Here is a 23,540-nt window from a genome sequence, read left to right as displayed (position 1 = left end):
GAATACGATGGGCAAGACGATCAGGCTGACGATGGCGCAAGCCGTCGCGCATTTCCTGAAGGCACAGATGACGGTCGTCGACGGCAGGACGGTTCCGATCTTCGCCGGCGTCTGGGGCATCTTCGGCCACGGCAATGTCGCCGGCATGGGAGAAGCGCTCTATCAGGTGCGCGAGGAGCTGCCGACGCTGCGCGCCCACAACGAACAGGGCATGGCGCATGCCGCCGTCGCTTTCGCCAAGGCGAGCTTCCGCCAGCGCTTCATGGCCTGCACGACCTCCATCGGCCCCGGCGCGCTCAACATGGTGACGGCGGCGGGCGTCGCACACGTCAACCGCCTGCCCGTATTGTTCCTGCCCGGCGACGTCTTCGCCAACCGCATCCCCGACCCGGTCCTCCAGCAGATCGAGGATTTCGGCGACGGCACCGCCTCGGTGAACGACGCCTTCCGTTGCGTCTCGCGCTATTTCGACCGCATCACCCGCCCCGAGCAGATCATCCCGGCGCTGAAGCGCACCATGCAGGTGCTGACTGATCCGGTCGATTGCGGCCCGGTGACGCTGTCACTCTGCCAGGACGTGCAGGCAGAGGCCTACGACTATCCGGCAAGTCTTTTTGAAGAAAAGGTCTGGACGCAGCGCCGCCCCCGCCCCGATGCGGACGAACTCGCGGCCGCCATCGCCACGCTGCGCAAGGCACAGAAGCCGCTGATCATCGCCGGCGGCGGCGTGCTCTATTCGCAGGCGACCGCCGAACTCAAGGCATTTGCCGGCATGCATGGCATTCCGGTCGCCGTCACCCAGGCCGGTAAGTCGGCGCTGCCGGACGACCATCCGCTCTGCATGGGCTCGATCGGCGTCACTGGCACCTCGGCCGCCAATGCCTTCGCGGAAGAAGCGGACGTCATCCTCGCCGTCGGCACGCGCATGCAGGATTTCACCACCGGCTCCTGGGCGCTCTTCAAGAACGACGGCGTCACGATGATCGGCCTCAACACCGCCGCCTTCGATGCCGCCAAGCATGACAGCCAGCCGCTCGTCGCCGATGCGCGCGAGGGCCTGACGCTGCTTTCCGAAGCGCTCGGCGGCTGGAAAGCGCCGGCCGCGGTCGAGGCGGCCGCGAAGACGCGCAAGGAAGAGTGGCTGGCGGCGGCGATCCGGGCGACGGCCGCGACCAATGCGGCCTTGCCCTCCGACGCGCAGGTCATCGGCGCAGTGCAGCGCACGATCGGCGGCGAGAACGCGGTCCTCGTCTGCGCCGCCGGCGGCCTTCCCGGCGAATTGCACAAGCTCTGGCAAGCCGTGAAGCCGGGCGGCTACCACATGGAATACGGCTTTTCCTGCATGGGCTACGAGATTGCCGGCGGCCTCGGCGTCAAGCTGGCGCGGCCGGAGGCGGATGTCGTCGTGATGGTCGGCGACGGCTCCTACATGATGATGAATTCCGAGCTTTCGACCTCGATCATGCTCGGCAAGAAGCTGACCGTCGTGGTGCTGGACAATCGCGGCTATGGCTGCATCAACCGGCTGCAGATGGGCACCGGCGGCGCGAACTTCAACAATCTCCTGAAGGACTCGATGATCGAGACCATGCCGGATATCGACTTCCGGGCGCATGCCGAGAGCATGGGCGCGGTCGCCGTCAAGGTCTCCTCTATTGCCGATCTCGAAACGGCGATCCAGCAAAGCAAGGGCAACGACCGCACCTCGGTCATCGTCATCGACACGGACCCGCTGGTCACCACTCAGGAGGGTGGCCACTGGTGGGACGTGGCTGTGCCGGAAGTGAGCCCGCGCGGGGAGGTCAACCGGGCGCGCGAGGCCTATGTGAAGGCGCGCGCGGCACAGAACGTCGGCTAGGATAGACAACGCCTCCTCCTCTCCTCCGTCATCCTCGGGCTTGACCCGAGGATCCATGCCACGAACTCAAGGCGTGCCGTGTGGGTGGATCCTCGGGTCAAGCCCGAGGATGACGGAGGAGAGGCAGAGACCACAACATGGGAGGCCGAGCGCCTTCTCCAAGGAGACAACAGATGAAAGCCAAACTCGGCATGTCGCCCATCGCCTGGTGGAACGACGATCTTCCGGAACTCAGCGACGACGTTTCCCTCGAAGAGTGCCTGCGCCAGTCGCGCAGCGCCGGCTTCACCGGCATGGAACAGGGCCGCCGCTTCCCGAGCAATCCGGAGGAGATGCTGCCGATCCTGCGCGCAGCCGACGTCACGCTGTGCGGCGGCTGGTTTTCCGGCACGCTGGTCGACGAGGAGCTTTCGGCCAACAAGGACCGCATCGCGCCGATGATCGAACTGTTCAAGGCGGTCGATGCGCCCTGCATCGTCTATGGCGAGGTCGGCCGCTCCATCCAGGGCGACCGTTCCAGGCCGCTCGCCACCAAGCCGCGCCTCTCGGACGACGAGATGAAGGCCTATGGCCGCCGCCTCACCGAATTCGGCGAATGGTGCGGCGACCAGGGCATGCCGCTCTCCTATCACCACCATATGGCCGCCGTCGTGGAGACCGAGCCGGAACTCGACGCCTTCATGAACGCGTCGGGCGAAGGCATTCCGCTGCTGCTCGATGCCGGCCATCTCGCCTTTGCCGGCGGCGACGTGCTGCGCGCCATCGACAGGCACCACGCCCGCATCAACCACGTCCATGTCAAGGATATCCGCAAGGCGGTGGTGGATGGGCTCGACCGCAGCAGACAATCCTTCCTAGACGCGGTGGCGCTCGGCGCCTTCACCGTGCCGGGCGACGGCTCGCTCGATTTCGGCGCCATCGTCCAGCGTTTCGCGGATTACGGCTACGAGGGCTGGTTCGTCGTGGAGGCCGAGCAGGACCCGCGCAAGGCGCCGCCGCAGAAAATGGCCGAGGTCGGTTACGCGGAACTGATGCGCGTGATGACAGCGGCGGGTTATACCGTCGAGACGGAAGGCTTTCCGAAGGGATAGGAGCGAACCATGCCGAACCTCATCGTGAAACCGAACGGCGTGCATGGCCGCGTCAGCCATGTCACGCCGGAAAGCGCCGGCTGGACCTATGTCGGCTTCGACCTGCACCGCATGAAGCCGGGCGAGATCGTCGCGGCGGAAACGGGAAGCCGCGAGGTCTGCCTCGTCTGGATTTCCGGCAAGGGCAAGGCGACGGCGGGCGGCGAGGATTTCGGCATTCTCGGCGAGCGCATGAGCCCGTTCGACGGTGTGCCGCACGCGCTCTACATCCCGGCCGATTCGAACTGGACGGTGACGGCGGAAACCGACCTGGAACTTGCCGTCTGCTCGGCACCGGGCGGCGGGGACCACAAGGCGAAGGCCATTCCGCCGGGCACGCATCCGAAGCTCACGCGCGGCAAGGGCTCGAACGTCCGCCACGTCCACAACATCATGCCGGAGGACGACGGTTCGGCCCATTCGCTGCTCGTCGTCGAGGTCATCACGCCGAGCGGCAATACCTCGTCCTATCCCTCGCACAAGCACGACCAAGACGACCTACCGAACGAAAGCCTCCTCGAGGAGACCTATTACCACCGCCTCAACCCGCCGCAGGGCTTTGCCTTCCAGCGCGTCTATACGGACGACCGGTCGCTCGACGAGGCGATGGCGGTGGAGGACGGCGACGTGACGCTGGTGCCCAAGGGCTACCACCCCTGCGCCACCATCCACGGCTACGATCTCTACTATCTCAACGTGATGGCCGGGCCGAAGCGGGTGTGGAAGTTCCACAACGCCAGGGAGCACGAATGGCTGCTGGGGTGAGCAGACCCTACCGCTTCCACTTGCGCGTCAGCCCCCACTCTTTCGCGATCTCAAGCGTCGACGAAAAGCCCACATCCAGCATGAAGGGCTCGGCCGAAGCGGCGTACCCCCCGCCCTCGCCGGTCAGGACGGGCGTGCCGTGGCCCATGCCGTCGATTTCGTGGAAGGTGACGAGAGCCCTGCCCTCCTTGTCCGGCCAGATGCGCGTGCGCCGGCGCTTCAGGCGCTTTTCCACGAAGGCCTCCTTCGGCAGGCGGTAGAGGTCGCGCCACTGTTCGGCGAGCGCAAGGCCGTTCGACAGCGAGACGGTCTCGTCCGCCGTGCCGTGCCAGATGGAAATGGCCGGCTTGCGGGCGATGCGCGGCGAAACCGCCCGCACGAGATCGCTCCATTCGCGGGCGGTGCGCTCGGGGGCCGCCGCCATGGCGTCGAAGGCGCGGGACGCATCGCGCGCGGCACCGAAGGGCAGGCCGGCGATGATGGCGCCGCCGGCAAAAAGCGCCGGATAGTTGGCGAGCATGGCGGCCGTCATCGCCCCGCCGGCGGAAAGACCGGTGACGAAGATGCGTTCCGGATCGCTTGCCACCCGTTCCGCCGTGTACGCCACCATCTGGCGGATCGACATCGTCTCGCCGCGGTCGCGCGTCACCTCGCTCGGACGGAACCAGGTGAAGCAGAGCCGGGGGTTGTTGGCCTCGCGCTGCTGGGCGTAGACCACGGCAAAGCCGCGTTCTTCCGCAAGCAACGCCCAGCCGGCCGCCCGGTCGTAGCTTTCCGCGTCCTGCTGGCAGCCGTGCAGCACGAGGACGAGCGGGCGCCCGGCGGGCAGGCCTTCCGGAACATGCTCGAACATGCGCAGGCCGCCGGGATTGCTGCCGAACCCGGTGACTTCGACGAGGGGCGAGGAGACTGCGGGGCGTCGCCGGACGGGCGGCACCTTGCGCTCGGGATCACGGGAAAACGGCCAGAACAGATCGCCAAGTTTGGCTTCGGTCGGCAACAGCCGCTCGACTGATCGCTTGAAGCGGTCGCGCATGCTCAGCCTCCTTTTGGGGGAATTGCTCATTGTCAGGCTACTAGCTCATCTCGAGCGGCAGGATAAAGGCGAAAAGGGAAAAATGCGGCCGGACCGGCTCATTCTCCACATTCATGAGGGCATTCACAAATAGCCAAAGTGTTCGCCGGCCCTTTTCGTTCCCGCCCTTTCGAAGAGGGACAAGCTGATGTAGCACTTCTGCAACGACAAAACGCGACAGGATGAAGCAATGAGCGAGCACCACAGCGCCACTCCGGAACAGGCCCGCGCCAAGATGGCGCCCTTCGACTGGGCCGATCCCTTCCTCCTGGAGGACCAGCTCACCGACGAAGAGCGCATGATCCGCGATACGGCCCGCGCCTATTGCCAGGACAAGCTCGCCTCGCGCGTCACCGAAGCGAACCGTCACGAGATCTTCCACCGCGAGATCATGAGCGAGATGGGCGAGCTCGGCCTGCTCGGCCCGACCGTTCCGGAAGAATACGGCGGCGTCGGCGCCAACTACGTCTCCTACGGCCTCGTTGCCCGGGAGGTCGAGCGCGTCGATTCCGGTTACCGCTCGGCCATGTCCGTGCAGTCCTCGCTCGTCATGCACCCGATCTTCGCCTACGGCACGGAAGAGACCCGCAAGAAGTACCTGCCCAAGCTCGCTTCCGGCGAGTGGGTCGGCTGCTTCGGCCTCACCGAGCCCGATCACGGCTCGGACCCCTCCTCCATGATCACCCGCGCCAAGAAGGTCGACGGCGGCTACCTCATCTCCGGCGCCAAGAACTGGATCACCAATTCGCCGATCGCCGATGTCGCCGTCGTCTGGGCGAAATCCGACGCGCATGACAACAAGATCAAGGGCTTCGTGCTGGAACGCGGCATGAAGGGCTTCGAGACGCCGAAGATCGAGGGCAAGTTCTCGCTGCGCGCCTCCGTCACCGGCATGATCATGATGCAGGACGTCTTCGTTCCGGACGCAAACCTGCTGCCGGAAGTGGCGGGCCTTGCCGGCCCCTTCGGCTGCCTCAACCGCGCGCGCTACGGCATCGCCTGGGGCGCCATGGGCGCGGCGGAATTCTGCTGGCACGCCGCCCGCCAGTACACGCTCGACCGCAAGCAGTTCGGCAAGCCGCTCGCCGCCAACCAGCTCATCCAGAAGAAGCTTGCCGACATGGAGACCGAGATCTCGCTCGGCCTGCAGGGCGCACTGCGCCTCGGCCGCCTGTTCGACGAGCACCGTGCACCGGCCGAGCTCATCTCGCTGATGAAGCGCAACAATTGCGGCAAGGCGCTCGACATCGCCCGCGTTGCCCGCGACATGCACGGCGGCAACGGCGTTTCCGACGAATACGGCGTTATCCGCCACGTCATGAACCTTGAGGCCGTCAACACCTACGAGGGCACGCACGACATCCATGCGCTGATCCTCGGCCGCGCACAGACGGGCCTCCAGGCCTTCCAGTAAGCTTCATCCGCGATTGTGAATACCGGCGGCCGCTCGCTAAAATGCGCGCGGCCGCTTTCACGTTTTATCCATCCCGTTTCGGTACAGTTCAAACCCGGCAATAGAAGCGGGAGGGCGACATGCCCCTCGAACACATCCACGACCAGCTTCGCCTGCGCCATCCCAAGCGCAGTTTTGTCCAGTATCGCATCGACCGGCCCGGCTTCATCACGCCGATCGGCCATCATCTCAGCACGGCGATGCGCTATACCTGCCTCGTGCGCAGCCTTTCAAGCGCGGGCGCGATGCTCTCGGTCAACAAGACGCTGACGCTGCCGGAGAATTTCTACCTGGAGATCCAGGGCGTGCGCGACGGCATCCCCTGCACGGAGTTCAAGCGCGAGGGCGAAGAACTGGTGGTGCGCTTCAACATGTTCCTCGACCCGGATTTCCTCAACGCCGTGCTAGGCCGCCAGCCGGACACGCACGCGCTGTGACCGGACTTTCGGAAAAACGCGGCGATTAAACTTTTAAGCTTTTGTTTCAACGAAACAAAACAATCGCCTGCAACACTCCCTCCTCTGTCGGGCATGATGTCCTTATCGGGAGTGTAACCATGAGTATCGGTGCCGATCCGCGGTCAAAAGCGGGACTTTACGAACGCAAATGGGATCGTTTTAGCGTCAACCGGCAGGGCATGCTGATGACCGTCGGCTTCGACCTTGCCGCGCCGAAGATGCGCAGCTGCAGGCTGATCGACATTTCCCAGGGCGGCGCCAGCTTCACCGTCAGCACCACCATCGGCCTGCCGCTGCACTACTACCTCTCCATCGTCGGCGTCGCCTCGCGCATCGGCTGCGCGGAAGTCTACCGCAACGACAACCGGATCGGCGTGCAGTTCATCAAGGAAATAGACGAAGAGCTGCTGCACACGATCGTGCGGTCCGATTATTTTACCGGCGGCACCAGCAGCCGGCCCAAGAAGGAAGAGCGGCGCTACATGGCCGGCGTGGAAAGACGCGGCATCGGCTCGGCCGTCACCTGACCGTTTCACCTTCCCGCTTTATTGGCTAGGGTGCCCACGGAAAGCCGATTCCGGCGGGCGCCTTGCGTCGACCGGCTGGCGGCCTCCCGACCGTTCCACCGATCTCCAGGCGCTTTCATGTCCGCATTCTCCCGCTTTACCGCCCTCGCCCAGTCCCTGCCGGCAACCGTTCCCTTCGTCGGGCCGGAAGCCATCGAGCGCAATCGCGGCCTTGCCGTGAAAGCCCGCATCGGCGCCAATGAAAGCGGCTTCGGCCCCGCCCCTTCCGTTCTGGAGGCGATGCGTGCGGCGGCCGGGACGACCTGGATGTACAGCGATCCGGAGAATTTCGAGCTGCGCGAGGCGCTTGCCCTGCATCACGGCGTTTCGCGCGACAATATCGCGGTCGGCGGCGGCATCGACGGGCTGCTCGGCGAGATCGCACGCCTCGTCATCGAGCCGGGCACGCCGGTCGTGACTTCGCTCGGCGGTTATCCCACCTTCAACTACCATGTGAACGGATTTGGCGGGCGGCTGGTCACGGTGCCCTATTCCGGCGACCGGGAGGACCTCGACGGCCTTCTGGAGGCCGTGCGCCGCGAAGAGGCGCCGCTCGTCTATTTCGCCAATCCCGACAATCCGATGGGAAGCTGGTGGGATGCCGACAGCGTGGTCTCCTTTGCGCGGGCGCTTCCCGAAACGACGCTGCTCGTTCTCGACGAGGCCTATGGCGAGACAGCGCCGGCCGGCACCATTCCGTCCATCGGTGCGCTGATCGGCCAGCCGAACATCCTGCGCATGCGCACCTTCTCGAAAGCCTACGGCCTTGCCGGCGCGCGGATCGGCTATGCGATCGGCACGCTCGGCAATGCGCAGGCCTTCGACAAGATCCGAAATCATTTCGGCATGGCGCGGGTCTCGGTCGAGGCGGCGCTCGCGGCCTTGAAGGACCAGGCCTATCTTGCCGACGTCATCGCCCGCATTGCCGCGTCCCGCGAGCGCATCGCGGGGATCGCGCGTTCCAACGGCCTCTCGCCGCTCGCCTCCGCCACCAATTTCGTCACCGTCGATTGCGGCCGGGACGGCACCCACGCCCGGGCCATCGTCGACGGCCTGATGGAACACGGCGTCTTCATCCGCATGCCGGGCGTCGCCCCCCACAACCGGTGCATCCGCATCAGCGTGGGGCCGGAAGGCGACATGGCGTTGCTGGAGGAAGCGTTGCCGAAGGTCTTGAAGGCAGTCGGCAAGTAGGCGGCGGTCTGCTGCGGCCCGCAGGTCTTTTTCTTCTAGGCCGCAGATGCTCGTCCGCCCGCTGTCGACGCGCCCCTATCAGTGCACCGTCATCCACTCGCGGGCGGCGCGCAGCGCCAGTGCGAGGTCGGTCTTCGTCATCGTCGCGGCAAGGTCGCCGCGCAGCTCGGCGGCGCGTTCGCAACCCTTGATGGCAGCGATGTTGAGCCACTTGTGCGCCTGCACCAGATCGACGTCGCAGCCGCGGCCCGTGGCATACATGAGGCCCATGTCGCAGAAGATTTCAGCGCGGCTCTCACCGCCCGTCATGGCGGCCGTTTCGGTGGTCTGAAAGTCAAAGCGTGCCATTTCGATTGTCCCTGTCTAACTCGGTTTACTGCTCGTATTATCCTGTTTTACCTGCCCTTTCGGGCCTCCTCTGGCGCCTGCCGTCTTCTGCGGCATGGTCTTCCTTCAGAGTTTTGCCGGCCGGTTTCTCCGTGCTCGTCTTATGGCTCCACTATGCCGCGGGCCTTTCAAAATGCGCTTAAAATGCATGCTTAATTTGAGACGAACAAAATCCAAACGCTTGGTAAAATTGGGTTTTCGTTAAACATCGGAGCCGCTGGAATCCGGCGGATTTGCTTCAAAATTTACGGATTGTTCAACCGGCGATTTCAACCTTTCGCTAACCACCGCAAACGACCGCACGTTCTGGGCCTTCGTTTTTCTCCCGTCCGGCCTCGCCGAAAACACGCGAAAAACCAGCGATCGGGCATATTTACCTTTACGTGTGCGTAAGATATATTCGGGCTCTCATTCTGGAGGAGGAAGAGAATGAAACTGAGGACATGGATCGCCGCCGCCCTTCTGGTCGCTCCGGGCATCGCCCTTGCCGCGGAACCGATCGAAGGCAACTGGAAGACGGCGAGCGGCGCGACCGCCGCCATCGCCAAGTGCGGCGGCAGCTTCTGCATCACGCTGAAGACGGGCAAGCATGCCGGCAAGAGCATCGGCAAGCTGAGCGGATCGGGCAACGACTATAGCGGCTCGATCACCGACCCCGAGACGGACAAGACCTATAGCGGCTCCGGCTCGGTCAGCGGCAAGTCGCTGCGCATGAAGGGCTGCGTACTCGCGGTTCTCTGCAAATCGCAGACCTGGTCGCGGCTCTGACATCCCGCACATCACCTCACGAAAGCCGGCGTTCCTGACGCCGGCTTTTTTGTTTGAGGAGCCGGAAGGGCGAATCACACCGTTCCTGAACGGGAGATGAACCGGCCTCTCAGGGAGCGTTCAGTCCCGGAATGCGACAAGGGGTACACCGAAACATTCCACATGGGGGAACACCATGGACATCCTCGCTCGCCGCCTGACCATCATCACGCTCCTGATGGCCATCTTCGCGATCATGCTGGCCGCCGCCGTCGAGACCGATTACCGCCGCAGCACGCACAACACCACCGGCAAGCTCGCCGCATGCTCGGCGCCGGAAATGTGCCGCGCCTCGCTCTGATACCGACCGAAACGCTCCTGAAAGAAACCGAGATGATGACCGCCCTCATCCACACGTCCGCCGTCGCGCTGCGCATCCTTGCCCTTTCGGCGATGATGATCGCCCCGGTCGGCGCGCTTGCCTGGAGCAATGCGGGCAGCCTCGGCATCGAAAAGCAGGGCGCCGGCCTGGTGCTCTTCGTCACCCTCCAGCGCCAGTCGATGAGCTGACACGGCACTGTCCACGTCCTCGATCCGTGCTAAACCCGGCCGGCCCACCACCGAGCGCCCGGAGCACAGGATGAAGTCCCTCCTTGTCTTTTCCCTCGCAGCCCTTGCCGAAATCGCCGGCTGCTTTGCCTTCTGGGCCTGGTGGCGGCTCGACAAATCCATTCTCTGGCTTCTTCCCGGCATGGCCTCGCTTGCCCTTTTCGGCTGGCTGCTGACGCAGGTCGACAGCGCTTTTGCCGGCCGGGCCTATGCGGCCTATGGCGGGGTCTATATCGCCGCCTCGCTGCTCTGGCTGTGGTTCGCCGAAGGGATGCAGCCGGACCGTTTCGACGTCGCCGGCGCGACGCTGGCGCTCGCCGGCGCGGGCATCATCCTGGCAGCTCCGCGATAAGGCTTGCGGGCACGCCGAACTTGTCGTTTGCTTGTCAAATAACAGCAACTATAGTGATTCATGAGCAAACGAATCTTCTCGCCGAGACCCCTTTCCTTCGCCACGCCGGAACCCTACGAGGCCCAGTCCTTCGATGATCCGGTGGCCGCCGTCGATGCCCTTCAAGCGCTTTACGAACGCAATACGACGTTCCTGACCGACGCCTTCGTGTCGCTCGGCAAATCCGGCACGCCGGAAACGCGCTTTCGCGCCTGCTATCCGCAGGTCAGCATCGAGACGACCAGCTTCGGCCATGTCGATTCCCGCCTTTCCTATGGCTACGTCGCCTCGCCCGGCGTCTACACGACGACCATCACCCGCCCGAAACTCTTCCGGCACTATCTCAAGGAGCAACTGGGCCTCTTGATGCGCAACCACGGTGTGCGCGTCATCGTCTCGGAATCGACGACGCCCATTCCGCTGCATTTCGCCTTCGGCGAAGGCGCCTATGTCGAGGCGGAAATCGCCGGGGGCATCGAGCTGCCGCTGCGCGACCTGTTCGACGCGCCCGACCTGACCAATACCGACGACGAGATCGCCAACGGCGCCTACGAGCCCGGCCCCGGCGAGCCCTCGCCGCTCGGCCCGTTCACCGCGCAGCGGATTGACTATTCGCTCGCCCGCCTCAGCCACTACACGGCGACGAGCGCCAACCACTTCCAGAACTTCGTGCTCTTCACGAACTACCAGTTCTATGTGGACGAGTTCTGCGAATGGGCGCGCCAGCAGATGGCGGAGGGCGGCAACGGCTATACGGCCTTCGTCGAGCCCGGCAATCTCATCACGCCCGCCGGCGCCGACAAGCCGGAGCCAAACATCACGCCCGGCCGCCTGCCGCAGATGCCGGCCTACCACATCAAGAAGAAGGGCCATGGCGGCATCACGCTCGTCAATATCGGTGTCGGCCCCTCCAACGCCAAGACGATCACCGACCACATCGCCGTGCTGCGTCCGCATGCCTGGCTGATGCTCGGCCATTGCGCCGGCCTTCGCAACAGCCAGACGCTCGGTGATTACGTGCTGGCACATGCCTATGTGCGCGAGGACCATGTGCTCGACGACGACCTGCCGGTCTGGGTGCCGATCCCGGCGCTCGCCGAGGTGCAGGTGGCGCTGGAAAGCGCCGTGGAAGAGGTAACGGGCCTCGAAGGCTACGACCTCAAGCGCATCATGCGCACCGGCACCGTCGCCACCATCGACAACCGCAACTGGGAACTGCGCGACCAGCGCGGACCGGTGAAGCGCCTTTCCCAGTCGCGCGCCATCGCGCTCGACATGGAATCGGCCACCATCGCCGCCAACGGCTTCCGCTTCCGCGTGCCCTACGGCACGCTGCTGTGCGTTTCCGACAAGCCGCTGCACGGCGAACTGAAGCTCCCCGGCATGGCGACGGCCTTCTACCGTACCCAGGTGAACCAGCACCTGCGGATCGGCATAAGGGCGCTGGAAAAGCTGGCGGGCATGCCGACGGAGAAGTTGCATTCGCGCAAGCTGCGGAGCTTCTTCGAGACGGCGTTCCAGTAATATTTGTGAGCGATCCCGTCTTGGTGTATGATGGATCAACCCCATACACATGAGGCTGAGATGCGTACCAACATAGAGATCGATGACGACTTGATCGCCAAGGCTATGGAGCTTTCAGGTTTGGCGACGAAAAAAGCGACCGTCGAACTCGCGCTGCGGCAATTCGTCGAAAATGGCTATCGTCGGCAAGCCTTGGATGAGCTTTGGGGCATGGGATGGGAAGGCGACCTTGACGCGATGCGAACCGATATCGATCCTTCCGAGGATTTCGGTAAAGACGCGGCGCAATGATCATTGCCGATAGTTCGGTGTGGATCGCTGCCCTGCGCGGCGCCTCCACGCCCGAGACGACACGCCTCAGAGCCTTGTCCGACGGCCCCGAGATCATCATGGGCGACATCATTCTTCTCGAAATTCTCCGAGGAGCCCACAACGACCGACATGCGGCAAACATTCACAAGGGGTTGGTGCGCTACACGGTGGTGCCCATGCTCTCTCCGCAGATAGCGGTCAAAGCCGCAGGCAACTATCGTAAACTGCGTTCAAAGGGCATAACCATCCGCAAGACCGTGGACCTCATCATCGGCACCTATTGCATCGAGCACGATTACAGCCTGCTGCATGCCGACAGGGACTTCGACCCGATGGCCGAACATCTCGGCCTTCGGGTCGCCTGATGCCGATCAGGCCGTCATCACCTTCCAGGCATGTTCCAGCCCCTTGCGGGTGATCTCGACCATCTGGTCGACTTCGGCATGAGTGATGACCAGCGGCGGGGAGAAGAGCATGCGGTCGCCGGTGGCGCGAAGGACGAGGCCGTTTTCCAGGCAATGGTTGCGCACGGTGACGCCGGCCTTTTCCTTGTCCTCGAAGCGCTTGCGCGTCGTCTTGTCCTCGGCAAGCTGCACGGCGGCCATCAGGCCGACCTGCTGGACCTCGCCGACGATCGGCAGGTCTTCCAGCGATTTCAGGCCGGCGGCGAGATAGGGGCCGATATCGTCGTGCACGCGCTCGACGAGTTTTTCATCCTCGATGATGCGGATGTTCTCCAGCGCGGCGGCGGCGCAGACCGGGTGACCGGAATAGGTGAAGCCGTGGTTGAAATCGCCTACCTCTTCCACCAGCACATTGCCGACGCGATCGGAAACCATGACGCCGCCGATCGGGAGATAACCGGAGGAAAGGCCCTTGGCGATCGGCGCCAGATCCGGCTCGACGCCGAAATGCTGGTGGCCGAACCAGTGGCCGGTGCGGCCGAAGCCGCAGATCACTTCATCACAGACGAGCAGGATGTTGCGCGCCTTGCAGATACGGGCGATTTCCGGCCAGTAGGTGGTCGGCGGAACGATGACGCCACCCGCACCCTGGATCGGCTCGGCGACGAAAGCGGCGACATTGTCCTCGCCGAGCTCATCGATCTTCTCCTCGAGCTGGCGCGCCATCTTCAGGCCGAACTCGTCGGAGGTGAGATCGCCGCCCTCCGCGTACCAGAAGGGCTGGTCGATATGGTGGATGCCGGCGATCGGCAGGTCGCCCTGCTCGTGCATCCACTTCATGCCGCCGAGCGAGGCTCCGGCGACGGTGGAGCCGTGATAGCCGTTCTTGCGGGCGATGATCGCCTTCTTGGTCGGCTTGCCCATGGCGCCCCAATAGACGCGGGCCATGCGGAACCAGGTGTCGTTCGCCTCGGAACCCGAGCCGGTGAAGAACACGCGGTTGATGTTCGGGCCGGCATGGGAGGCGATCTTCTGGGCGAGAAGAACGGCGGGCGGCGTCGTGGTGCCGAAGAACGTGTTGTAATAGGGCAGCTCGTTCATCTGGCGCACGACGGCGTCCGCGATCTCCTTGCGGCCATAGCCGATATTGACGCACCAGAGGCCGGCGAAGCCGTCGAGATAGCGCTTGCCGTGATTGTCGAAGATGTACGAGCCCTCGCCACGCTCGATGATGCGCGTGCCGGTCGCACTCAGCTTCTTCATGTCCGAGAAGGGATGAAGGTGATGGGCGGCATCGAGGGCACCGAGGTTGGATACGGCTGCTGCACTGGTCTTCGACATTTGACTACATCCTCAGGGGTAGACCCGCCTTATTGAACGGCGGGACAGAATGGGTTACGAAAATGCCCATACAACAGGCATTTGGCAAGAGATCGAGCGAAAGCAAAATTTCTTGTCCAGGCCTCCCGCCAAACCAAAGCAGGCACCATGACAAACCACAAGACGGCAGCCGGTTCGCCGCCCGCCAATGCCCCCACCGATGCCCCGGCCCGCATCGAAATCCTCCTCGTCGGCATGAACGGCGACCTGCGCGGCAAGCAGGTTCCGCCCGAAGGCGAGAAGAAAATCTGGGACGGCTCGGTGCGCCTGCCCTCCTCCACCCAGTCGCTCGACATCTGGGGCGACGACAACGACGACATTACAGGCCTGTCCCTTTCCGTCGGCGATCCCGATGGGGTGTGCATTCCCGACCGCCGCTCGCTGACCGCCATGCCCTGGGCGCCCGAAGGCTCGCGCCAGGTGCTCGCCACCATGCACGAATTCGACGGCAGCGCTTCCTTCATGGACCCGCGCGCCATCCTCGCGCGCATGCTGAAGCGCTTCGAAGACAGGGGTTTGACGCCGGTCGTGGCGACCGAACTCGAATTCTACGTGGTCGAGGACGACTGGCGCGAGACCGGCAAGCCGCGCCCGCCGGCCGGATTGATGTATCGCGACACGCCCAACGGCTTCCAGCTCTACGACATGCGCGCGACGGATGAACTGGACGGCTATCTCCAGACCGTGCGTGCCTGGGCGAAGGCCATGGACCTGCCCGCCGATGCCACGACGGCGGAATTCGGCCCCGGCCAATTCGAGATCAATCTCCTGCACCGGCCGGATGCGCTCGCTGCCGCCGACGATTGCATCTACCTCAAGCGCATCGCCGAGCAGGCCGCGCGCCGCTTCGGCCTTAAATCCACCTGCATGGCAAAGCCCTATGCCGACCAGGCCGGCTCGGGCCTGCACGTCCATTGCAGCGTCATCGACAAGGACGGCCGGAACATCCTCGATGCCAAAGGCGGCGAGCCGGCCAAGCTGAAATCGGTCTGCGCCGGCATGCTCCAGACGATGCGCGATGCGCAGCTCGTCTTCGCGCCTTTCGCCAATTCCTACCGCCGCTTCCAGCCGGGCTCCTTCGCCCCGGTCGACCTGACCTGGGGCTTCGGCCATCGCGGCACGGCGATCCGCATTCCGGACAAGGACGGCCCGGCCGCGCGCGTCGAGCACCGTGTGGCGGGCGCCGACGTCAATCCGTACCTGTTGTTGACCGCGATCCTCGGCGGCATCCTGCTCGGCCTCGACGAAGACCTCGATCCCGGCCCGGTGACGGAGCCCGGCAAGGACGCGCCGGACGCCAAGCGCCTCACCCACGACTTCCTGACGGCCGTGGAAGAATTTTCCGCATCGCCCTTCATCAAGGATGCCTTCGGCGCGGAGTACCAGAAGCTCTACGGCGACACCAAGCGCAAGGAGGCCATCACCTATCTGCGCACGGTCTCGGATTTCGACTACCAGACCTACCTGCCGCGTATCTAACCGGCTCAGGCGGCAGCCGGTTCGGCCGTCGCCATGTTCTTTGCCTGCACCTTCGGCACGATCACCTTCAATTCGCCCGGATGCAGCCGGATCGACACGTCGCGGTCCATCGGCAGCAATTCGCCGTCGATCACGCAGTTGATCGCCCGGTCGACGCGCGGGAAATGCAGGTCCACGGCCGTGCCGGTCATTTCCGTGACGTCGGCATTCTCGCGCAGCTTGCCGCGCAGGATGTCGAAGGCGAGCTTCGCGACGCCGGCCGGCTTCAGGGGCTTGGTCGTATAGAAGCCGAGATGGCCGCCCGTGAGGTCGTCGGCATAGAGAAGGCCATTCTCGCCGAAGCGGTTGTTCGAGACGTTGATGGCGGAGACCTTGCGGTGCTCCTCGACGCCATCCACGTTGAACTCCACCTCGAATTCCGGCGGATCGAGGATGACGCCGAAGGCGGCGCGGGTGTTGGCCGCGATCTTGCCGACGCGCGAGCGATAAGTCATCGCGTTGCGCAGGCGCACCATGCGGGCATGAAGGCCCGCGGAAAACTGGTGCACGAAGGCGCGGTCATCCGCCGTGCCGATATCGGCGGCGGCGATGTCGCCGTCCGCCAGCGCGTCGATCGCCTGCCAGATATCGAGCGGAATGTTCAGCGAGCGGGCGAAAAGGTTCATCGTGCCCGCCGGCACGATGCCGAGCGGCATCTTGCTCTGCCAGGCAAGGCCGGCCGCAGCCGAGACCGTGCCGTCGCCGCCACCCGCGAGCATCGCGTCGAGATCCGTGCGATCCGCGCAGCGGCGCAGCGCCATCTCGATATCGGCTCCTTCTACGATATCGCAATCGAGGTGGTGCCCCGCTTTCGAGAATACCTCTTCCGCATGGCGGGCATAGGCATCCATGTCGGTGGTGCGGAACGTCCCCCCGTCCCTGTTGAAAATCGCCTGAACTCGCATTCACATACTCCGCGTGACGGTCGGGAACGCCTGAAGGTGGCTATCGATCCATTAGATAGTCGAGAAAGCGGCAATTCACAGGCGCGCGCGCAACAGGGCGCAATAAATCGTGAGCGGGGCAAATTCGGGTGAGGTGAAAAATCGGAGTAGGCAGCGCCCGCCACTCTGCTATATTGCCGCCCGGTCGCCTGCGTCGGGAGTGCGCCGGCCGGCCGCGTCGTATTTTCCCCATCGTGGCCATTCCGGCCGGACCATACCGCATCAGCAGCCAGGAGGAGTGGCCGCCCGTGCCGGGTCCGTCGCTGGTTTTTCGCGCGTGGGCCACCTCTTGCGGAGCCACCCCGTGTCCGAACATCCCCTGTCCAACGCCGCCCTCTCCTCCGGGCAGCCGCCGCTTGCAGCGCTCACCGTCACCCTGATCATCCTGGCGCTCGCCGTCGGCAGCTTCGGCATCGGCACCGGCGAATTCGCCATCATGGGCCTCTTGCCGGATGTCGCGACCACCTTCGGCGTGACGACCGCCCAGGCCGGCTACGTCATCAGCGCCTATGCGTTCGGCGTCGTGGTGGGGGCACCGATCATCGCCGTCATTGGCGCGCGCTACCGCCGCCGCGACCTGCTTCTGGTGCTGATGGGACTTTTCGCGCTCGGCAACCTTGCCAGCGCCGTCGCGCCGACCTTCGAGAGCTTCATGCTCTTCCGCTTCCTCTCGGGCCTGCCGCACGGCGCCTATTTCGGCGTCGCCGCCCTGGTTGCCGCCTCGATGGTCCCGGTCAACAAGCGCACGCAGGCGGTCGGCAAGGTCATGCTCGGCCTCACGGTCGCCACGCTGATCGGCACGCCGCTCGCCGCGTTCTTCGGCCAGTTGCTCGACTGGCAGTACATGTTCGTCGCCGTCGGCATCACGGGGCTCCTGACGGTTGGGCTGATCGCCATCTTCCTGCCGCGCGACAAGGCGCCGAAGGGCATCAATGCCCTGACCGAGCTTTCCGCCCTCAAGCGCAAGCAGGTTTGGCTGACGCTCGGCATCGCCGCGACCGGCTTCTGCGGCATGTTCGCCGTCTTCACCTACATTTCGCCTATCGTCACGGAGGTCGCCGGCCTCAATGTCGGCATGGTGCCGGTGTTCATGGCGATCTTCGGCTTCGGCATGATCATCGGCAACATCTTCGGCGCCAAGCTCGCAGACCTCTCGCTGATGCGCACGATCGGCTGGTCGCTGGTGCTTTACTTCTTCGTGCTGGTCAGCCTGTCGCTGACGGCGAACAATCCCGTCCTGCTCGGCCTCTGCTGTTTCCTGATCGGCTGCAGCTTCGTCGTCGGCCCGGCGCTCCAGACGCGCCTGATGGACGTTGCCGGCAATGCGCAGACGCTTGCCGCCGCGCTCAACCACTCGGCCTTCAACGTCGCCAACGCGCTCGGCGCCCTCTTCGGCGGCATGGCGATCAGCGCGGGTTATGGCTACGGTTCGATGGGCTTCGTCGGTGCGGCGACGGCCGTCGTCGGCTTCGGCGTCTTCCTTCTCTCCCTGACGCTGGAAAAGATGGACCGCGCGGAAACGCCCGTCTGCCCGGCGGAATAACGGCCGGAAATTCAGGAGATCAGGCGGCGTCCCTTCCGGGGGACGCCGTTTTCGTTTCATCGGCAAGGCGGATGCGGTTTTGGCCGTCTTCGCAGACGACGTTCCTGGCGCCCCAGGCCGCAAGCGCGCGGACGACGGGCTCCAGGCTATGGCCGGCAGCCGTCAGTTCGTAATCGACGCGGGGCGGAACGACGGGAAACACCGTGCGCGAGAGAATGCCCACCTCCTCCAGCTCGCGTAGCTGCTTGGTCAGCATGCGCTGCGTAATGCTCGGCAGCTTGCGGCGCAGTTCATTGAAGCGCAGCTTGCCGTCCATCAGGTGAAACAGGATCACGCCCTTCCATTTGCCATCGAGGAAGGAGAGCGTCGATTCGACCGGGCAGCCCGGGAAATTGCTGGTGAGCTTGGCGCGCGGGCGGGACATAGACGGTATCCTTTTCGATACTATGAACACTATTTGTGCATTCTTGCGTAACATGACGCTACCCTTCATCTAGTCTCCATTCAACGCGAAAGGAGATCCCGATGCGCGCCATCGCCTACCAGACCCCGCAGGCCATCACCTCTGACACCGCCCTCGTCGATATCGAGCTGCCGACGCCCGAGCCGAAAGGCCGCGACCTGCTGGTCGAAATCAGGGCCGTTTCCGTCAACCCGGTCGATACGAAGCTGCGCCGCAACGCTGCGCCGGCCGATGGCGGCTGGCGGGTGCTCGGCTTCGACGCGGCCGGGATCGTGAAGGCGGCCGGGCCGGAGGCCACCCTGTTCAAGGAGGGCGATGCGGTGTTCTACGCCGGCGCCATCGACCGCCCCGGCACCAATTCCGAATTCCATCTGGTCGACGAACGCATCGTCGGCCGCAAGCCCGCCTCGCTCGATTTCGCCGCCGCGGCCGCGCTGCCGCTGACGGCGATCACCGCCTGGGAAATGCTGTTCGACCGGCTGAAAGTGCGCGACAGCGTGCCGGGCGCGGCCAATGCCATCCTCATCATCGGCGGCGCGGGCGGCGTCGGCTCCATCGCGGTGCAGCTCGCCCGCAGCCTGACCAAGCTTACCGTCATCGCGACCGCCTCGCGGCCGGAGACGGCAGAATGGGTGAAGAGCCTCGGCGCACACCATGTCGTCGATCACAGCAGGCCGCTGGCCGGCGAGGTCGCCGCGCTCGGCATCGGCGCGCCGGCCTTCGTCTTCTCGACGACCAACACGCAGGACCATTTCGGCGCCATCGTCGAGGCCATCGCGCCGCAGGGCCGATTCGGGCTGATCGACGATCCGACGACGCTCGACGTCATGCCCTTCAAGCGCAAGGCCGTCTCGACCCACTGGGAGCTGATGTTCACCCGGTCGCTCTTCCAGACGCCCGACATGATCGAGCAGCACCGGCTGTTGAACGAGGTCTCGCGCCTCGTGGATGCGGGCAGCATCCGCACGACGCTCGCCGAGACGGTCGGCACGATCGATGCCGCGAACCTGCGGAAGGCCCATGCGATGGACGAGAGCGGGCGCACGCGCGGCAAGCTGGTGCTCGAAGGGTTCTGACCCGCTGCCCTCCTGACGAGCCACCTCAGCCCGCCGGCGAAACGGCCGGTGGGTTGCGGTGGGAGTCTTCGCTACAACGTCGGCAGTTTCAGCGGGCCGCCGGTCTTGATGCTGCGGATCGCGAAGTTGGATCGGATATCGGTGACGCCGGGCATGGTCAGCAGGGTTTCCGTCAGCAGCTTTTCATAGCCGGCCAGATCCTCCACCACCACTTCCGCCAGGAAATCCGCATTGCCGGAGATCAGGAAACACGAGACGACCTCCGGCACGGCGAGCAGCGCCTCCTGCTGCGCCATCGCATTTTCCCGGCTGTGGTGCCCCACCTTGATTTCCACGAAGACGGTCAGACCAAGGCCGACTTCCTTGCGATCGATATCGGCGCGGTAGCCGCGCAGCACGCCGGATTTCTCAAGATTGCGGATACGGCGCAGGCAGGGCGACGGCGAAAGGTTCACCCGCTCGGCGATCTCCACATTGGTCGCGCGCGCATCCTCCTGCAGCACCTTCAGGATGGCGATATCGAATTTATCAAGGTTTGGCATATTCGAAAACTTTCTACGACCTGATTGGCATGATCATGCGCAGAGTATGTCATTTTAGGCACAACTCGCAAGGACATGCCAGGTCATCCGGCGCTAAATTACGGCCATGAATTGCGCCGCACCCAGAAAGGATGTCGCCATGGCCATGATCTCGCTCTCCTCCGAAGAAAAATCCAATCCGCTCATCGCCGGCTATGCGGGCGCGGTGGTCACCGTGCTGATCTGGGCGCTTTGGGTGCTGGCGACGCGCCACACGGCTGCAACCCCGCTCGGCACCATCGATATCGGCCTTATCCGCTATGGCGTACCGGCCATCCTGCTGGCGCCGATCTGGCTGCGCACCGGGCTTCTGCCCAAGGGCGTGCCGGTCAAGCTTGTCGTCGTCATGGTGGCGGGCGCCGGGGCGGTGTTCTTCCAGGTGACGGCCGCCGCGCTGCACGTCACGCCGGCCGCGCCCGGCGGCATCCTGCTCGGCGGCTCGCTGCCGCTGGCGACCGCCGTCATCGGCATCGCGCTGTTCGGCGAGCGGCCGGATCGCATGCGCCTTGCCGGCCTTGGCGCCATCGTTGCCGGCGTCGCGATCCTGCTGGCCGCCAGCATGTTCAAGAGCGGCATGACGGCAACCGGCTTCGTGCTGCTGCCTGTCGGCGCCATTCTCTGGGCCGGCTTCACCCACGCCTTCCGCCGCTCGGGGCTCTCCGCCCTCGAAGGCGCCGCCATCATCGCCGTCTGGTCGTTCCTGATCCATCTCGTGCTGGCCGCGCTCTTCGGCACGCACCTTGCCGAAGCCTCCCTGCCCGACCTTGCGCTCCAGGTCACCAGCCAGGGCATCCTTTCCGGCCTCGTCGCCACCTTCGCCTACGGCACGGCGATCAGGGCGCTCGGCAGCAGCCAGGCCGCGGCCTTCACCGCCATCACGCCGGTTCTGGCGACGCTCGGCGGTGCATTCTTCCTCGGCGAAAGCTTCGGGCCGGCGGAAATCGTCGCCGCGCTCGTCGTCGGCGGCGGCGTCGCGCTCTCCACCGGCATCTTCTCGCCGAAACACTGATCCCTAAAGACAAAGGGCGCCCGCGGTTTTCACCGGGGCGCCCTTTAGCGTCGTCGCGCTTTCGATCAACCGTGGATGATCTCGCGGTGCTTCTGCAGGCGCTTGCCGAAGGCCTGGCTGACGCGGTCGAAGATGATCGCGATGCCGACGATGGCAAGCCCGTTGAAGATGCCGAGCGTGAAATACTGGTTCGAGATCGCCTTCAGCACCGGCTGGCCGAGGCCCTGCACGCCGATCATCGAGGCGATGACGACCATGGCGAGCGCCATCATGATCGTCTGGTTGATGCCGGCCATGATGGTGGGAAGCGCCAGCGGCATCTGCACGTTCTTCAGCTTCTGCCAGCTCGAAGACCCGAAGGCGTCGGCGGCTTCCAGCACGTCCTTGTCGACGAGGCGGATGCCGAGATTGGTGAGGCGGATCATCGGCGGAATGGCGTAGATGACCACCGCGATGAGGCCGGGAACCTTACCGATGCCGAGCAGCATGACGACCGGGATCAGGTAGACGAAACTCGGCATGGTCTGCATGACGTCGAGCACGGGATTGATCACGTTCTGCACCCGGTCGGACCGCGCCATGAGAATGCCCATCGGTATGCCGATGACGATGGACAGCACCGTACAGACGAAGATCATCGAGACCGTCTTCATCGTATCGTCCCACATGTCGAGGTAACCGATGACGAGAAGGGTGGCGATGCTGCCGGCGACGATCTTCCAGTTACGGCTGGCGAACCAGGCGACGAGCGCGATCAGCAGGAGGATGATCGGCCAGGGCGTGCGCGTCATGAAACGCTCGGACCAGATGAGAAAATGCTGCAGCGGCTCGAAGACGGATTCGATGCCGTCGCCATAGGCGCGGGTGAAGGTGCGAAATCCTTCGTCGATCGTCTTCTTCAGGTCGCGCAAAGAATTCGCGTCCATCGTCGGAAATTTCGTGAACCATTCCATATCGATCCCCTTCCGGCTCCGTCCGGTCTTGCGCCGGATTATTTGAGCCAACCCTGATGCATGCCGCCGGGACACGCGCATCGATTTGCGCCAACGACATGCGCTAAAACGAAAGCGAAGGGCGGCGCGCCGGAACAGACGCGCCACCCCTTCTCGATCAGGCGGTCAGAGGGCTGCCTTGATCTTTTCGGCGGCTTCCGGCGAGACCCATTCCTTCCAGAGGGCTTCGTTCTCCTCCAGGAAGTGCTTGGCGCCATCGTCACCGCTCGCCTGGTTGTCGGTCATCCAGGCCATCAGCTTGTTGACCGTGTCGTTCGACCAGGCGCGCTTGTTGAGGTAGCCCATGACATCCTCGCCGGCGCGTTCGGAGAAGGCCTTGGTCACCAGCGTCTGGACCTTGTCCTTCGGCCAGTCGTTCTTCTTCGGATCCGGGCAATCGGCAACCGTGTTGCAGCGCTTCCACTCGGCCGCGTCATAGGGCACGCCGTGCTCCAGCTTCACCATCTCGTACTTGCCGAGCAGCGCCGTCGGGGCCCAGTAGTAGCCGACCCAGCCTTCCTTGCGCTCGTAGGCCTTGGCGATCGAGCCGTCGAGGCCGGCGGCAGAGCCGGTATCGACCAGCGTGAAGTTCGCCGCCTCGCCGCCATAGGCCTTGTAGAGCTGGCTGGTCACGACCGTGCCGCCCCAACCCTGCGGGCCGTTGTGCACGGCGCCCTTCGACTTGTCTTCCGGATCGGGGAACAGTTCCGGGTGCTTCAGCGCGTCGTCGATCGTCTTGATCTCGGGATTGGCGTCGGCGATGTATTTCGGGATCCACCAGCCCTGGACGGCAGCGTCGGACAGCGCCACGGCCGCGCCGATCAGCTTGCCTTCCTCGATGCCGCGATTGACGACGTCGGGCAGGAGATCGACCCAGCCTTCCGGTGCGAGGTCCGGCTCGCCCTTCTCGATCATCGAGGTGATGGTCGGAACAGTGTCGCCGACGATGACCTCGGCGTTGCAGCCGTAGCCCTCGGTCAGGATGAACTTGTCGAGCGCGGCGAGAACCTCGGCGCTCTGCCAGTTCATGCTGGCGATGGTCAGGTCGCCGCATTCGGCGCGGGCCGCACCCGTCATGGCCATGAGGCCGGCGACGAGGCAGGTGGAAGCAAGAAGATGTTTCATATCCGTTCCCTCATTTGCGGCGGTGTCGTTATGCCG

General features: G+C 64.5%; 26 protein-coding genes. 18 read left to right on the top strand and 8 right to left on the bottom strand.

Annotation, left to right across the window (positions count from 1 at the left end):
* Nucleotides 1-7: 7 nt before the first annotated feature.
* The 3 genes from iolD to iolB all read left to right on the top strand — a co-directional run bounded on the left by iolD (nt 8) and on the right by iolB (nt 3,753).
* On the top strand, nt 8-1,858 hold the full coding sequence (gene iolD / locus Q9316_RS05875) for a 3D-(3,5/4)-trihydroxycyclohexane-1,2-dione acylhydrolase (decyclizing) (protein WP_306034297.1): 1,851 nt from the start codon (nt 8-10) through the stop codon (nt 1,856-1,858).
* Nucleotides 1,859-2,031: 173 nt separating this feature from the next.
* Nucleotides 2,032-2,949: a myo-inosose-2 dehydratase gene (gene iolE / locus Q9316_RS05870; RefSeq protein WP_306034296.1), complete on the top strand. Its 918-nt coding sequence runs from the start codon at nt 2,032-2,034 to the stop codon at nt 2,947-2,949.
* A 9-nt stretch (nt 2,950-2,958) separates the two neighbouring features.
* Nucleotides 2,959-3,753 carry a 5-deoxy-glucuronate isomerase gene (gene iolB, locus Q9316_RS05865; RefSeq protein ID WP_306034295.1) on the top strand — a complete coding sequence of 265 codons (795 nt, stop codon included), beginning with the start codon at nt 2,959-2,961 and terminating at the stop codon, nt 3,751-3,753.
* 7 nt (nt 3,754-3,760) lie between these two features.
* Here iolB and Q9316_RS05860 read toward each other — a convergent pair whose 3' ends face one another.
* A complete protein-coding gene (locus Q9316_RS05860; RefSeq protein WP_306034294.1) occupies nt 3,761-4,789 on the bottom strand; it encodes an extracellular catalytic domain type 1 short-chain-length polyhydroxyalkanoate depolymerase in 1,029 nt (342 codons plus the stop codon).
* Between the two features lie 229 nt (nt 4,790-5,018).
* Here Q9316_RS05860 and Q9316_RS05855 point away from each other — a divergent pair, with 229 nt between their 5' ends.
* From Q9316_RS05855 to Q9316_RS05840, 4 genes are all read left to right on the top strand, one after another.
* Entirely contained in the window at nt 5,019-6,242 is a 1,224-nt protein-coding gene (locus Q9316_RS05855; RefSeq protein WP_306034293.1) for an acyl-CoA dehydrogenase, read from the top strand.
* Nucleotides 6,243-6,361: 119 nt separating this feature from the next.
* Nucleotides 6,362-6,718 carry a hypothetical protein gene (locus Q9316_RS05850; RefSeq protein ID WP_306034292.1) on the top strand — a complete coding sequence of 119 codons (357 nt, stop codon included), beginning with the start codon at nt 6,362-6,364 and terminating at the stop codon, nt 6,716-6,718.
* A gap of 119 nt (nt 6,719-6,837) precedes the next feature.
* The gene (locus Q9316_RS05845) at nt 6,838-7,266 is read left to right on the top strand and encodes a PilZ domain-containing protein (protein ID WP_306034291.1); all 429 of its coding nucleotides are present in this window, start codon (nt 6,838-6,840) and stop codon (nt 7,264-7,266) included.
* 117 nt (nt 7,267-7,383) lie between these two features.
* Nucleotides 7,384-8,499 (top strand): pyridoxal phosphate-dependent aminotransferase, encoded by a 1,116-nt coding sequence (locus tag Q9316_RS05840; protein WP_306034290.1) that lies wholly within the window; start codon nt 7,384-7,386, stop codon nt 8,497-8,499.
* Between the two features lie 78 nt (nt 8,500-8,577).
* Here the strand turns inward: Q9316_RS05840 and Q9316_RS05835 are convergent, their stop codons facing one another.
* Entirely contained in the window at nt 8,578-8,847 is a 270-nt protein-coding gene (locus Q9316_RS05835) for an SEL1-like repeat protein (RefSeq protein ID WP_306034289.1), read from the bottom strand.
* A gap of 468 nt (nt 8,848-9,315) precedes the next feature.
* On the opposite strand from Q9316_RS05835, the gene Q9316_RS05830 reads away from it, so the two are divergent.
* The 7 genes from Q9316_RS05830 to vapC all read left to right on the top strand — a co-directional run bounded on the left by Q9316_RS05830 (nt 9,316) and on the right by vapC (nt 12,834).
* Nucleotides 9,316-9,654 carry a DUF2147 domain-containing protein gene (locus tag Q9316_RS05830; protein WP_306034288.1) on the top strand — a complete coding sequence of 113 codons (339 nt, stop codon included), beginning with the start codon at nt 9,316-9,318 and terminating at the stop codon, nt 9,652-9,654.
* 175 nt (nt 9,655-9,829) lie between these two features.
* Nucleotides 9,830-9,994 (top strand): hypothetical protein, encoded by a 165-nt coding sequence (locus Q9316_RS05825; protein ID WP_306034287.1) that lies wholly within the window; start codon nt 9,830-9,832, stop codon nt 9,992-9,994.
* Nucleotides 9,995-10,026: 32 nt separating this feature from the next.
* Nucleotides 10,027-10,203 (top strand): hypothetical protein, encoded by a 177-nt coding sequence (locus Q9316_RS05820; protein WP_306034286.1) that lies wholly within the window; start codon nt 10,027-10,029, stop codon nt 10,201-10,203.
* Nucleotides 10,204-10,273: 70 nt separating this feature from the next.
* Nucleotides 10,274-10,594, top strand: a complete 321-nt coding sequence (locus Q9316_RS05815) for a YnfA family protein (RefSeq protein ID WP_306034285.1) — start codon at nt 10,274-10,276, stop codon at nt 10,592-10,594.
* A gap of 60 nt (nt 10,595-10,654) precedes the next feature.
* On the top strand, nt 10,655-12,157 hold the full coding sequence (locus Q9316_RS05810; protein WP_306034284.1) for an AMP nucleosidase: 1,503 nt from the start codon (nt 10,655-10,657) through the stop codon (nt 12,155-12,157).
* A 60-nt stretch (nt 12,158-12,217) separates the two neighbouring features.
* On the top strand, nt 12,218-12,448 hold the full coding sequence (locus tag Q9316_RS05805) for a type II toxin-antitoxin system VapB family antitoxin (RefSeq protein ID WP_306034283.1): 231 nt from the start codon (nt 12,218-12,220) through the stop codon (nt 12,446-12,448).
* On the top strand, nt 12,445-12,834 hold the full coding sequence (vapC, locus tag Q9316_RS05800) for a type II toxin-antitoxin system VapC family toxin (protein ID WP_306034282.1): 390 nt from the start codon (nt 12,445-12,447) through the stop codon (nt 12,832-12,834). The genes Q9316_RS05805 and vapC overlap by 4 nt, the downstream gene beginning before the upstream one ends.
* 6 nt (nt 12,835-12,840) lie before the next feature.
* Here vapC and Q9316_RS05795 read toward each other — a convergent pair whose 3' ends face one another.
* Nucleotides 12,841-14,214, bottom strand: a complete 1,374-nt coding sequence (locus tag Q9316_RS05795) for an aspartate aminotransferase family protein (protein ID WP_306034281.1) — start codon at nt 14,212-14,214, stop codon at nt 12,841-12,843.
* Between the two features lie 147 nt (nt 14,215-14,361).
* Here Q9316_RS05795 and Q9316_RS05790 point away from each other — a divergent pair, with 147 nt between their 5' ends.
* Nucleotides 14,362-15,732 (top strand): glutamine synthetase family protein, encoded by a 1,371-nt coding sequence (locus tag Q9316_RS05790; protein ID WP_306034280.1) that lies wholly within the window; start codon nt 14,362-14,364, stop codon nt 15,730-15,732.
* A 5-nt stretch (nt 15,733-15,737) separates the two neighbouring features.
* Here the strand turns inward: Q9316_RS05790 and Q9316_RS05785 are convergent, their stop codons facing one another.
* Nucleotides 15,738-16,676: a diacylglycerol/lipid kinase family protein gene (locus Q9316_RS05785; RefSeq protein ID WP_306034279.1), complete on the bottom strand. Its 939-nt coding sequence runs from the start codon at nt 16,674-16,676 to the stop codon at nt 15,738-15,740.
* A 343-nt stretch (nt 16,677-17,019) separates the two neighbouring features.
* Here Q9316_RS05785 and Q9316_RS05780 point away from each other — a divergent pair, with 343 nt between their 5' ends.
* Nucleotides 17,020-18,258: an MFS transporter gene (locus tag Q9316_RS05780; RefSeq protein ID WP_306034278.1), complete on the top strand. Its 1,239-nt coding sequence runs from the start codon at nt 17,020-17,022 to the stop codon at nt 18,256-18,258.
* A gap of 19 nt (nt 18,259-18,277) precedes the next feature.
* Here Q9316_RS05780 and Q9316_RS05775 read toward each other — a convergent pair whose 3' ends face one another.
* A complete protein-coding gene (locus tag Q9316_RS05775) occupies nt 18,278-18,682 on the bottom strand; it encodes a winged helix-turn-helix transcriptional regulator (RefSeq protein WP_306034277.1) in 405 nt (134 codons plus the stop codon).
* A gap of 101 nt (nt 18,683-18,783) precedes the next feature.
* Between Q9316_RS05775 and Q9316_RS05770 the strand changes: the two genes are divergently transcribed.
* Complete coding sequence (locus Q9316_RS05770) at nt 18,784-19,797, top strand: zinc-binding alcohol dehydrogenase family protein (protein WP_306034276.1); 1,014 nt, start codon at nt 18,784-18,786, stop codon at nt 19,795-19,797.
* Nucleotides 19,798-19,868: 71 nt separating this feature from the next.
* Here Q9316_RS05770 and Q9316_RS05765 read toward each other — a convergent pair whose 3' ends face one another.
* Complete coding sequence (locus Q9316_RS05765) at nt 19,869-20,339, bottom strand: Lrp/AsnC family transcriptional regulator (protein ID WP_306034275.1); 471 nt, start codon at nt 20,337-20,339, stop codon at nt 19,869-19,871.
* Between the two features lie 139 nt (nt 20,340-20,478).
* Between Q9316_RS05765 and Q9316_RS05760 the strand changes: the two genes are divergently transcribed.
* On the top strand, nt 20,479-21,387 hold the full coding sequence (locus Q9316_RS05760; RefSeq protein ID WP_306034274.1) for a DMT family transporter: 909 nt from the start codon (nt 20,479-20,481) through the stop codon (nt 21,385-21,387).
* Between the two features lie 65 nt (nt 21,388-21,452).
* Here the strand turns inward: Q9316_RS05760 and Q9316_RS05755 are convergent, their stop codons facing one another.
* Nucleotides 21,453-22,340: an ABC transporter permease gene (locus tag Q9316_RS05755; RefSeq protein WP_306034273.1), complete on the bottom strand. Its 888-nt coding sequence runs from the start codon at nt 22,338-22,340 to the stop codon at nt 21,453-21,455.
* 165 nt (nt 22,341-22,505) lie between these two features.
* A complete protein-coding gene (locus Q9316_RS05750) occupies nt 22,506-23,504 on the bottom strand; it encodes an ABC transporter substrate-binding protein (protein WP_306034272.1) in 999 nt (332 codons plus the stop codon).
* Nucleotides 23,505-23,540 lie beyond the last annotated feature (36 nt).

It is taken from the genome of Shinella zoogloeoides, assembly GCF_030733845.1.
Classification (GTDB): domain Bacteria; phylum Pseudomonadota; class Alphaproteobacteria; order Rhizobiales; family Rhizobiaceae; genus Shinella; species Shinella zoogloeoides_C.
The sequence above is the reverse complement of the archived record's forward strand: the minus strand, read 5'-3'. Positions and strand labels throughout refer to the sequence as shown.

Excerpts from the sequence above, each read along its gene's own strand:
- Q9316_RS05770 (WP_306034276.1), top strand. The coding sequence starts at position 18,784 with ATGCGCGCCATCGCCTACCAGACCCCGCAGGCCATCACCTCTGACACC.
- vapC (WP_306034282.1), top strand. The coding sequence starts at position 12,445 with ATGATCATTGCCGATAGTTCGGTGTGGATCGCTGCCCTGCGCGGCGCC.
- Q9316_RS05845 (WP_306034291.1), top strand. The coding sequence starts at position 6,838 with ATGAGTATCGGTGCCGATCCGCGGTCAAAAGCGGGACTTTACGAACGC.
- Q9316_RS05810 (WP_306034284.1), top strand. The coding sequence starts at position 10,655 with ATGAGCAAACGAATCTTCTCGCCGAGACCCCTTTCCTTCGCCACGCCG.
- Q9316_RS05860 (WP_306034294.1), bottom strand. The coding sequence starts at position 4,789 with ATGCGCGACCGCTTCAAGCGATCAGTCGAGCGGCTGTTGCCGACCGAA.
- Q9316_RS05750 (WP_306034272.1), bottom strand. The coding sequence starts at position 23,504 with ATGAAACATCTTCTTGCTTCCACCTGCCTCGTCGCCGGCCTCATGGCC.
- Q9316_RS05815 (WP_306034285.1), top strand. The coding sequence starts at position 10,274 with ATGAAGTCCCTCCTTGTCTTTTCCCTCGCAGCCCTTGCCGAAATCGCC.
- Q9316_RS05805 (WP_306034283.1), top strand. The coding sequence starts at position 12,218 with ATGCGTACCAACATAGAGATCGATGACGACTTGATCGCCAAGGCTATG.
- Q9316_RS05790 (WP_306034280.1), top strand. The coding sequence starts at position 14,362 with ATGACAAACCACAAGACGGCAGCCGGTTCGCCGCCCGCCAATGCCCCC.
- Q9316_RS05765 (WP_306034275.1), bottom strand. The coding sequence starts at position 20,339 with ATGCCAAACCTTGATAAATTCGATATCGCCATCCTGAAGGTGCTGCAG.
- Q9316_RS05775 (WP_306034277.1), bottom strand. The coding sequence starts at position 18,682 with ATGTCCCGCCCGCGCGCCAAGCTCACCAGCAATTTCCCGGGCTGCCCG.
- Q9316_RS05820 (WP_306034286.1), top strand. The coding sequence starts at position 10,027 with ATGATGACCGCCCTCATCCACACGTCCGCCGTCGCGCTGCGCATCCTT.
- Q9316_RS05755 (WP_306034273.1), bottom strand. The coding sequence starts at position 22,340 with ATGGAATGGTTCACGAAATTTCCGACGATGGACGCGAATTCTTTGCGC.
- Q9316_RS05760 (WP_306034274.1), top strand. The coding sequence starts at position 20,479 with ATGGCCATGATCTCGCTCTCCTCCGAAGAAAAATCCAATCCGCTCATC.
- Q9316_RS05785 (WP_306034279.1), bottom strand. The coding sequence starts at position 16,676 with ATGCGAGTTCAGGCGATTTTCAACAGGGACGGGGGGACGTTCCGCACC.
- Q9316_RS05840 (WP_306034290.1), top strand. The coding sequence starts at position 7,384 with ATGTCCGCATTCTCCCGCTTTACCGCCCTCGCCCAGTCCCTGCCGGCA.
- iolE (WP_306034296.1), top strand. The coding sequence starts at position 2,032 with ATGAAAGCCAAACTCGGCATGTCGCCCATCGCCTGGTGGAACGACGAT.
- Q9316_RS05850 (WP_306034292.1), top strand. The coding sequence starts at position 6,362 with ATGCCCCTCGAACACATCCACGACCAGCTTCGCCTGCGCCATCCCAAG.
- Q9316_RS05855 (WP_306034293.1), top strand. The coding sequence starts at position 5,019 with ATGAGCGAGCACCACAGCGCCACTCCGGAACAGGCCCGCGCCAAGATG.
- Q9316_RS05830 (WP_306034288.1), top strand. The coding sequence starts at position 9,316 with ATGAAACTGAGGACATGGATCGCCGCCGCCCTTCTGGTCGCTCCGGGC.
- Q9316_RS05825 (WP_306034287.1), top strand. The coding sequence starts at position 9,830 with ATGGACATCCTCGCTCGCCGCCTGACCATCATCACGCTCCTGATGGCC.
- Q9316_RS05835 (WP_306034289.1), bottom strand. The coding sequence starts at position 8,847 with ATGGCACGCTTTGACTTTCAGACCACCGAAACGGCCGCCATGACGGGC.
- iolB (WP_306034295.1), top strand. The coding sequence starts at position 2,959 with ATGCCGAACCTCATCGTGAAACCGAACGGCGTGCATGGCCGCGTCAGC.
- iolD (WP_306034297.1), top strand. The coding sequence starts at position 8 with ATGGGCAAGACGATCAGGCTGACGATGGCGCAAGCCGTCGCGCATTTC.
- Q9316_RS05795 (WP_306034281.1), bottom strand. The coding sequence starts at position 14,214 with ATGTCGAAGACCAGTGCAGCAGCCGTATCCAACCTCGGTGCCCTCGAT.